Source organism: Clostridium oryzae (assembly GCF_002029235.1).
Classification (GTDB): domain Bacteria; phylum Bacillota; class Clostridia; order Clostridiales; family Clostridiaceae; genus Clostridium_AE; species Clostridium_AE oryzae.
In genome coordinates, this window is sequence record NZ_MZGV01000103.1 from 1 (window position 1) to 10,047 (window position 10,047).

Consider the following 10,047-nt stretch of genomic DNA (forward strand, 5'->3'; position numbering starts at 1 on the left):
CCCTCTATGAGGCAGGTTACCCACGTGTTACTCACCCGTCCGCCGCTAGAGACCGAAGTCTCTCGCTCGACTTGCATGTGTTAGGCACGCCGCCAGCGTTCGTCCTGAGCCAGGATCAAACTCTCAATTTAAAAGTTTGTCTTGCTCTTACTTACTTTATCTCAAGTATCTCTTTCGAGATCTCTCAGAATTGCCGATTTATTTTACCTTTTTCCTCTGTTCAATTTTCAAAGACCATATTTGCTGCTTTCTTTAATTGATTTGCTTGCTTCTCGTCACACAGCTTTTATATATTAACACGTTTTTGATTTCATGTCAACATATTTTTTATCTTTCAACGAAAATTTTCTTTCGTCTCGTAACATGTTGTATTCTATCACATATAACACATAAATAAAAAACATTCAGTATGAATATTTTAATTTATATCTTGATAACTCTTTTTATCTCATTTTTTCTCTTTATTCTATATACTGATACACTTGGATGTGTTTTTTTATACTAATTATCTATGAAGTCGTATAATAATATTCTTTTGTTATAGTTTATGTGACTGAAAACATTTAATACTGTGATAAGTAACAGACTTTTTTCTTGTAATTATATATAATTCCCTATATAGAAAAAAATATTACTCTCCTAATTATTCAGAGAGTAATATTTTTTTAGTTATCAGTATCTTCTGGAGTTTGACCAGTTGGATTTCCATCATCATTAAGTTCTAGTTCATCATTGTCAACGTCATCATTATTAGCAATCTTAGCAAGTGCTACTATCTGTTCCTGCTCTTGGGTTTTCATCAAAGTTACACCCATAGTACTTCTGCTTGTAACAGATATATCACAGACATTTATCCTTATTGCAACACCATTGCTGTTTATAAGCATCAGCTCATCATCATTCTTTACAACTCTTGCCCCAACCAATTTACCTGTCTTTTCTGCAACCTTATAAGTTTTTAAGCCTTTTCCACCTCTGGATTGTAAACCATATTCCTCTAGTGATGTTCTCTTACCAAACCCATTTTCAGAAACAACAAGAAGTTCTTGATCAGGAACTACTATATCCATTGAAACAGCTATATCATTTTCTCTAAGTGTTAAAGCTCTCACACCTGAAGCTGTTCTTCCCATAGGTCTTATATCTTTTTCACTGAACCTTATTGCATATCCCTCTTGAGTAACAATTACTATTTCAGCATCTCCACGTGTTACTTTTACCTTTAATAATTCATCATTATCTCTTAGGTTAATAGCAATAAGACCATTCTTACGAATAGATGAGAATTCTTTTAACTCAGTCTTCTTTATAAGCCCTTTCTTAGTAGCCATAGTCAAGTATCCATCTTCCATTAAGTCTTTTATTGATATTACAGCCTGTATAGTTTCATCAGGCATAAGAGGTATAATATTAACGAGGTTTGTTCCTTTGGCAGCTCTACCTGCATCCGGTATCTCATAAGCCTTAAGTTTATAAGCTCGCCCTTTATTTGTGAAGAATAACAGATTGCTATGTGTTGAGGTAACAAACAAATGTTCTACAAAGTCATCTTCTTTAGTAGCCATTGCCTGTATGCCCCTTCCCCCTCTTCTTTGAGCACTGTACGTATCCTCTGCTATTCTCTTTATATATCCAGCATGAGTAAGAGTTATAACGACTTCTTTTTCCTCAATTAAATCTTCGATATCTATGTCTGTTTCACTCTTTTCGATTTTTGTTCTTCTCTCATCTGCATACTTTGTTTTAATTTCTATCAATTCGTCTTTAATAATTTTAAGAACAAGCTCTTCATTTTCAAGTACCTCTTGGAAGTAAGTTATACTCTTTTGTAATTCATTATACTCATTCTCAATTTTTTCTCTTTCTAACCCAGTAAGTCTCTGTAGCCTCATATCAAGAATAGCTTGAGCCTGCTTTTCTGAAAGTCCAAACTTCTCCATTAGGCCATTTCTTGCCTGTTCTGCAGTTTTGGAAGACCTAATCAAATTAATAACTTCATCGATATGATCAAGTGCAATTCTTAATCCTTCCAGGATATGTGCCCTAGCAAGAGCTTTATCTAGATCAAAGCGAGTTCTCCTTCTTATTACATCCTCTTGGAAATCAAGATAATGAACAAGAATTTGTTTTAAATTCAGTACTTGAGGTTGATTATCAACAAGTGCTATCATTATTACACCAAATGTATCCTGCATTTGCGTATGTTTATAGAGTTGATTTAATATAACATTGGCATTGGCATCCTTCTTTATCTCTATAACGATTCTCATGCCCTCTCTATCTGACTCATCTCTCAAATCAGATATGCCAACTATCCTCTTATCCTTTACAAGTTCAGCTATCTTCTCTATAAGTCTAGCTTTATTAACTTGGTATGGTATCTCAGTTACTATTATTTTCTGCTTTCCATGCTCTTCTTCAATCTCAGCATTAGCTCTTACAACTATCCTGCCTCTTCCTGTTTCATAAGCTTCCCTTATTCCAGATGTTCCCTTTATTATTCCAGCTGTAGGGAAATCAGGACCTTTAATTGCAGTCATAAGTTCCTTTATGGATATATCCGGATTCTCTATAATTTTAACAACACCATCTATAACCTCTCCAAGATTATGCGGTGGTATTTTGGTAGCCATTCCAACAGCTATTCCGTCTGATCCATTTACTAATAGATTAGGGAATCTTGAAGGCAGAACTGACGGCTCTTTTTCTTCTCCATCAAAGTTTGGAACAAATTCTACAGTATTCTTATTGATATCTCTAAGCATTTCAAGGGTGATTTTATTCATCCTTGCTTCTGTGTACCTCATAGCAGCTGCACTGTCACCATCAACAGAACCAAAGTTTCCATGGCCATCAACTAGAGTATTTCTTATAGAGAAATCCTGAGCTAATCTAACTAATGCATCATAAACAGAACTGTCTCCATGTGGATGGTATTTACCAAGAACATCTCCGACTATTCTGGCACATTTTCTATATCCTTTATCAGGGGTTAACCCAAGTTCATACATAGAGTATAATATCCTTCTATGCACAGGTTTTAAGCCATCTCTTACATCTGGAAGAGCACGCCCCACTATAACGCTCATAGCATAATCTATATAGCATGTTTTCATCTCCTGTTTTATATCAACAGATAAGACTTTACCCTCATTGTTCATTAAATACACTCCTCTTTAATACAATCACTATATATCAAGATTTACAACTTTCTTAGCATTTTCCTGTATAAATTCTCTTCTAGGTTCAACTTTATCTCCCATAAGAATTGTAAATATTTCATCTGCAGCAATAGCATCATCAATTTCAACTTTACGTAAAGTTCTCTTTTCTGGATCCATAGTAGTATCCCACAGCTGTGTAGCATCCATTTCGCCTAAACCTTTGTATCTTTGTATATCTGTGTTGTTATCTTTACCACCAAGTTCTATAAGAATATTGTCAAGTTCTTTATCACTATAAACATAATAATCTTTTTTTCCTTTAGAAACTTTATAGAGCGGAGGTTGAGCTATATATACGTGTCCGCCTTCTATAAGTTCTGTCATATACCTGTAGAAAAAGGTTAAAAGTAATGTTCTTATATGCGCACCATCAACATCTGCATCCGTCATTAAAATAATTCTATTATATCTTATTTTCTCTACATCAAAATCTTTACCTATACCACCACCAAATGCAGTTATCATGGCTCTTATTTCTTGATATCCAAGTATTTTATCTAATCTTTGTTTTTCAACGTTCATTATTTTTCCTCTTAAAGGAAGTATAGCTTGGAATCTTCTGTCTCTTCCCTGTTTTGCACTACCGCCTGCTGAATCTCCCTCAACGATATATATTTCACATTCACTGGCATCCTTGGAAGAACAATCAGCTAATTTTCCAGGCAAAGATGATATTTGTAGTACACTTTTCCTTGTAAATTCCCTTGCCTTTCTAGCCGCATCTCTTGCTCTAGCTGCAAGAAGTCCCTTATCGATAATAATCTTACCGACAGCAGGATTTTCCTCAAGGAATATTGATAAACCATCTGCAACTATAGTATCAACTATACCTCTAACCTCTGTGTTGCCTAGTTTAGTTTTTGTCTGACCTTCAAATTGAGGATCTACTAACTTTACTGAAACAATAGCCGTTAGACCTTCCCTAACATCATCTCCAGATAAATTCTTGTCATTTTCTTTTAAATATCCAAATTTTTTCGCATAATCATTAAGAACTCTTGTCAATGCAGCTTTAAAACCTACTAGATGGGTTCCTCCTTCTACAGTATCAATGTTATTAGCAAATGAAAATATATTTTCATTGTAGCCATCATTGTACTGTAGAGCTACTTCAACTATATAGTCATCCTTTTTTCCATCGACATATACTGGTTCATCGTGAAGTTTTTCTTTATTTCTGTTTAAGTATTCTACAAAGGATTTTATTCCGCCTTCGTATTGGTATACTTCTGTTTTATCAACTCTATTATCCTTTAAAGTTATCTTTATCCCTTTATTTAAAAATGCTAATTCTCTTAATCTTTGTGAAAGTGTATCATATTCAAACTCGGTACTTTCAAAGATTTCAGTGTCAGGCCTAAATCTTACTGTAGTACCATGTGCGTCACTATCTCCGATCCTTTCAAAAGCACTTGTTACCTTACCTCTGCTGTAGCTTTGCTTCCAAATACCACCATCTCTTTTTACTATTATTTCACAGGTTTCAGATAATGCATTAACTACTGATGCTCCAACACCATGCAATCCGCCTGAAACCTTATATCCTCCACCGCCAAACTTTCCTCCAGCATGCAGCACCGTCATAATAACCTCAACAGTAGGAATTTTCATCTTAGGATGTATTCCAACAGGCATGCCTCTACCATCATCAACAACAGTAATAGAATTGTCCGCCTCGATTGTAACCTCTATATGCGTGCATATTCCTTGCAACGCTTCATCTATACTATTATCAACAATTTCGTACACTAGATGGTGTAATCCTCTTAAGCCAGTACTTCCAATATACATTCCTGGTCTTTTTCTAACGGCTTCTAAGCCTTCTAATACCTGTATCTGATTTTCATCATATACTTGCTTTTCATTTTCCAACATGGAAATCCTCCTTGTTTAATATAGCTTCATCTATTAAATCATAAAAATAAATTATTATATTATCATTAATCCGTATATCCCAACTCTGTTCTTTTACTTAACGTAACAGAAGAAATTGGCGATAAATATATTTTACTTTTCTTATTCACCTCTGCAATTACAAAAGACTTCGGATTTTCATCCGTTATTTTCTCAATAAAACCATCTTCCTCCGCCATTCTCAAGAATTGAGCTGTATCCGATCCATACATTGAATTTTCAATATCAAAAATACCTATTATGTCTTTTACTGGCACCACAACATTTTCTCCAAGGTGTAAAAACATTACTATTCCTCCTTTTCTAAAGTTACATTACCATTATTCACATAAAACACATTAGCTGCATCACTAAAATAATTTTTTATGTCATCTATCCCTGTACATGTTATTATCGTTTGAACATCTTTTATGGACGATAATATATACTTCTTTCGTTTAAAGTCTAATTCAGACAAAACATCATCTAATAAAAGTATTGGATACTCTCCTAAGACTTCTTTTATAATTTTCAATGATGAAAATTTCATAGTGAGTACAGCTGTTCTCTGCTGCCCCTGTGAACCGAAGCTTTTTGTATCTACACCATTTATACTTATTGTAAAATCGTCTCTATGAGGACCCACGGAAGTTATATGTCTTTCCATATCCCTTGTTTTACTGTTATCCAGCATATTATACAAGTTTTCTCTTACTTTTGTAAATTCTTTTATTTGGGTTAAATATTTGAAATGAATAGTTTCCTTTTCCGAAGTTATATCTTGATGTATACTCTTTCCATAAAAATTAAGCTTATCTATATATTCAATTCTCTTTTTTATGATATACTCCCCGTATTTAGCAAGCTGCAAATCATACACTTCAAGCATAGAAACATCCACTTTATATTCTTTTAATATAGAATTTCTCTGTGAAAGAGCTTTATTATAGCTAACTAAGTTATGATAATAGAGTTTATCTATTTGGCATAATTCCATATCAAGAAATCTTCTTCGTGTTGATGGAGATTCTTTTACTATCTTCAAATCCTCTGGTGAAAACATTACGACGTTACATATACCTATAAGTTCAGATATTTTATTGATTTTTATAGAATTGATTCTTATAGCTTTTTTTCCATCTTTAAAAATTTTTATTTCAATTTTTTTATCTAATCGCTCTCTTCCTACATCGATATTTATGTAGGCCTTATCCTGATTCCATTGGATCAGCTCTTTATCTCTGCTAGTTCTATAAGACTTTCCGAAGGCAGTTATATATATACTCTCTAGAATATTTGTTTTTCCTTGAGCATTGTCACCAATAAAAATATTTATATTGGAGTTTAAATCTATACTTAATGAATCATAATTTCTAAATGCTGCCAATTGTATACTTTTTACATGCATAAATACACCTATATTTCAATAAAATCAACTCCAATACTATTATACCATATACAACAAAATTTCAAATTACCCTATATGTTTCACCCTGGAAGTCAATAATATCACCTTTATATATTTTTTTTCCTCTTCTAGTCTCTTCTTGTCCGTTTAACTTCACTTTACCATCTAGAATAAACATTTTTGCTTCTACACCGCTTTGAACTGCTCCGCACCATTTTAGAAATGAATCAAGCTTAATAAAGTCTGTATTAATTTTTATTTCTTTCATAATCTAAGAATATTTTCCCCTTTCTTATATTAATTATTTAATAATCTAACCGGTAAAACCAAATATATACAATTATCAATATTAACATTTTTTATTATACAAGGGCTAACTGCACTGGTAAATTCCATGGAAATTTCTTCTTCTTCCATTGTTTTTAGTACATCTATTAGATATTTAGAATTAAATGCAATTTGCAAAGGCTGACCTTGCAAAATTATTGATAACTCTTCTTTTACCTTTCCCAATTGAGAATTAGAGGTAATTAATAGGTTGTCTTCCTGTATATTCAATTTAATTAGGTTTGTGTTTCCTTCCTTTGCCATAAGAGATGCTCTTTCAATACAATTTAGCATATCAACTCTGTTGGCTTTTATTTTTAAATTATATTCTTCGGGAATAATAGAAGTATATTTTATAAATTCTCCTTCTAACAGTCTGGATATTACTTTTGTATTTTTCAAGTTAAATAGTATATGATTTTGTGTAAAAGTGATATCTAGCTTTTCATCACTATCTTCCAGTATTTTAGATATTTCATTTAATGTTTTACTAGGAATAACAGCTGTTATTTTTTTATCAGTGTCGAAGCTTTCACTTCTAACTGCCAATCTATAACCATCTAGAGCTACCATATTGAGTTTATTATCACTAATTTCAAATAAAATCCCTGTAAGTATAGGTCTCGTTTCATCTTGAGCTACTGAAAATATGGTACTTTTTATCATGTTTTTCATTATACTTTGTTCAATACTTACGACGATATCTTCATCTATGTGTGGGATAGTAGGATAATCAGCAGCATTCAGATGTACTAATGTAAAGTTAGATTTTTGACATGATATCTGTAATATATTATTTTCTAAAGTCTCTATTTCTACTTCGTCATTAGGTAATCGTCTAATTATTTCACCAAGTAACTTTGAATCAACTACAACATTTCCGTTTTCAAATACATTTGCTTCAAGTTTACTTTCTATACTTAAGTCAATATCTGAACCAATAATTGTAATAGTATCATCTTTAGCACTTATAAATAGTCCTTCTAATACAGGCAATGTGGATTTCCCAGTTACAGCTTTTTGAGAAATAGATATAGCTTCTTGTAATTTATTTTTTTGACATAAGAATTTCATATGAGTTTATATCCTCCTTAGAATAAATATTGAAATTTATCAACAGCACATTACTTGTATTATATAGTATAGGATAATAATATTTTTAGTAGTAATAGTAATAGGGGCTGTTAATATGTTGATAAGTACTTTAAGCCTAGAATTTGCAATGATTTTATCGCAAAAATAATTGTGGATAAAATAAGCATAAACAGTACGATTTATCCACAATATTATATAAAAAAAAACCAATGATATTTATCCACAAATAAATATCATATTATTATTTACAGCTGTTAATTATTTTTGAGTAATTTTCTTTGATATATCGTTAATAGCATTCTGAAGAGCTTCGTCATTATTAAGACTATCTGATATTTTTTCATATGCATGTATTACAGTAGTATGATCTCTTCCACCGAATTCCTCTCCTATCTTAGGGAGTGACATATCAGTGAGCTTTCTACATAAATACATAGCAATCTGTCTTGGAAAAGCTACATTCCTAGTTCTTCTTTGGGATTTAAAATCATCAATCTTTAGATTATAATAGCTGGCTACTACATCTTGAATTAATTCAATAGTTATATGTTTAGTTTGCTTATTAGAAATAATATCTTTTAATGCATCTGATGCTATGTCAACACTAATTTCTTTATTAATTAGCGAAGAATAAGCAACTATTTTTATTAATGCACCTTCCAATTCTCTAATGTTAGATTTTATTTTTGAAGCTATATAAACCATAACGTCATTAGGAACATTCAATTTTTCAACATCGGCTTTTTTCTTTAAAATTGCTATTCTAGTTTCAAAGTCTGGTGGTTGTATATCAGCTATTAGTCCCCATTCAAACCTAGAACGTAATCTGTCCTCCAAGGTAGGAATTTCCTTTGGAGGTCTATCACTCGAAAGAATTATTTGCTTATTTGCATCGTGAAGAGCATTAAAAGTATGGAAAAACTCTTCTTGAGTTCTTTCCTTACCAGCAATAAACTGAATATCGTCTATTAATAAAACATCTACATTTCTATACTTATTTCTAAAATCTTCATTAGTATCATCTTTAATAGAATTTATTAATTCGTTTGTAAATTTTTCAGAAGATACGTAAACTACTTGAGCCCTGCTATTATTACTTAATATATAATGTCCTATAGCATGCATTAAGTGAGTTTTTCCAAGTCCAACACCACCATAGATAAATAATGGATTATATGCTTTAGCTGGAGATTCTGCAACTGCTAAAGATGCAGCATGAGCAAAACGGTTGCTATTTCCTATAACGAACGAATCAAAGGTGTACTTTGGATTTAAAGTTGAATGCATTTCATCAGAAACTTGTACACTACTTTTTTCTAATGAAGTATTTTCTGAATCTTCATTAGAATTTTGTAGTATTGTATAAAATTCAATTGAGTAATTTTTAGATGAAATTATTTTTATTGCATTCATTAGCAGATCCTTATATCTGGTATCGAGGATTTCCTTAGTAAAGTCATTAGGAACCCCTAATTTTATAGTTGTATTTGAAATAGATAAAGGGACAACACTTTTTATCCAAGTATTAAAACTTACTTCAGTAAGTTCACCTCTAATTATATTTAAGGTTTTTTCCCATAAGTCATTTAATTGGGAGTTCATTTTTTATCCTCCAGTCCTAAAAGTAAAATAAAAATTATCCACAAATAAAATAGCATATTATAATTTGTTGACAAGTATAAATAAAAATATTCACATGTGTATAAAAAAATTAACAAAACTTTGTGCACAAATATATATCAACATTATTAACATTATAGAAAAACGCCTAAAAATAACACTATAACTAATGCACAAGAATTAATTAGATTTAAAAAGTATCAACAAATATAAAAAAATACAGAATAAAAAACAAGTTATACACAAAGTTATCAACAGCTGTGGATAACTTTGTGTATAAAAAGATATCCACAACCTAACTCTAATAATATCAAAATGAAAAAATGTATTCAAGAAGTTATCCACAAAAAACATTAAATTATTAAGATTATCAACAATTTATATTGTTTTAATATCGAAAATTAATATATGAGTATCAACAGAGGTCCGTTATTTATATTTAAAAACTTTTCTTTTGAAAATAACATTTTATATAAGAAT

7 protein-coding genes and 1 rRNA gene are annotated in these 10,047 nt (G+C 31.3%); all 8 read right to left on the reverse strand.

What is annotated here, in order from left to right:
* Positions 1-131, reverse strand: a 16S ribosomal RNA gene (locus CLORY_RS21625); the annotation flags it as partial.
* A 534-nt stretch (positions 132-665) separates the two neighbouring features.
* Positions 666-3,161, reverse strand: coding sequence for a DNA gyrase subunit A (gene gyrA / locus CLORY_RS21630; protein WP_079428455.1), 2,496 nt, complete (start codon positions 3,159-3,161; stop codon positions 666-668).
* A gap of 27 nt (positions 3,162-3,188) precedes the next feature.
* On the reverse strand, positions 3,189-5,099 hold the full coding sequence (gyrB, locus tag CLORY_RS21635; RefSeq protein WP_079428457.1) for a DNA topoisomerase (ATP-hydrolyzing) subunit B: 1,911 nt from the start codon (positions 5,097-5,099) through the stop codon (positions 3,189-3,191).
* 65 nt (positions 5,100-5,164) lie between these two features.
* Positions 5,165-5,425 carry an extracellular matrix regulator RemB gene (gene remB, locus CLORY_RS21640; protein WP_079428459.1) on the reverse strand — a complete coding sequence of 87 codons (261 nt, stop codon included), beginning with the start codon at positions 5,423-5,425 and terminating at the stop codon, positions 5,165-5,167.
* Between the two features lie 2 nt (positions 5,426-5,427).
* Entirely contained in the window at positions 5,428-6,525 is a 1,098-nt protein-coding gene (recF, locus tag CLORY_RS21645) for a DNA replication/repair protein RecF (RefSeq protein WP_079428461.1), read from the reverse strand.
* 61 nt (positions 6,526-6,586) lie between these two features.
* A complete protein-coding gene (yaaA, locus tag CLORY_RS21650; protein WP_079428463.1) occupies positions 6,587-6,793 on the reverse strand; it encodes a S4 domain-containing protein YaaA in 207 nt (68 codons plus the stop codon).
* Between the two features lie 29 nt (positions 6,794-6,822).
* On the reverse strand, positions 6,823-7,926 hold the full coding sequence (gene dnaN, locus CLORY_RS21655) for a DNA polymerase III subunit beta (RefSeq protein WP_079428465.1): 1,104 nt from the start codon (positions 7,924-7,926) through the stop codon (positions 6,823-6,825).
* A gap of 279 nt (positions 7,927-8,205) precedes the next feature.
* A complete protein-coding gene (gene dnaA, locus CLORY_RS21660) occupies positions 8,206-9,549 on the reverse strand; it encodes a chromosomal replication initiator protein DnaA (RefSeq protein WP_079428467.1) in 1,344 nt (447 codons plus the stop codon).
* Positions 9,550-10,047: the final 498 nt, after the last annotated feature.